Below are 444 nucleotides of genomic sequence, written 5' to 3' on the forward strand. Positions count from 1 at the left end.
ATTCCTATGTATATTCTTTATTTAATGAGAAGGATTATAAACGAAAAAGACTCGCTGTACGCGAGCCTTTTATTAGAAATGCTGGAATTATGATTCCGCGCTGTTCTCGATAAGTTTTTCAACGGTTTTCAAACGCTTGTTCATTTCATCAATACGATGAACTCGCGTTGCTGTTTTACGCCAATCTTTATTTGGCTGTAAAGGAATACCTGAAGAGTACATGCCTTTTTCGGTGATACTGCGCATTACCATCCCCATACCGGTGATTGTAACGCCGTCAACGATTTCTATATGACCATTAATCACACAACCGCCACCAATAATACAGTACTTACCTATCGTTGTGCTGCCGGCAATGATAGTACCACCTGCAATAGCAGAACCATATCCGATGTGAACATTATGAGCTATCTGAAGTTGGTTATCTAAGATAACGTTATCTTC

1 pseudogene is annotated in these 444 nt (G+C 39.4%); it reads right to left on the minus strand.

The window, feature by feature from the left end:
• Positions 1-87: 87 nt before the first annotated feature.
• Positions 88-444 (minus strand): annotated as a pseudogene (locus tag AB4653_RS24085) (UDP-3-O-(3-hydroxymyristoyl)glucosamine N-acyltransferase); the annotation flags it as partial.

The organism is Vibrio sp. 10N.222.48.A3 (assembly GCF_041475345.1).
Classification (GTDB): domain Bacteria; phylum Pseudomonadota; class Gammaproteobacteria; order Enterobacterales; family Vibrionaceae; genus Vibrio; species Vibrio tasmaniensis_A.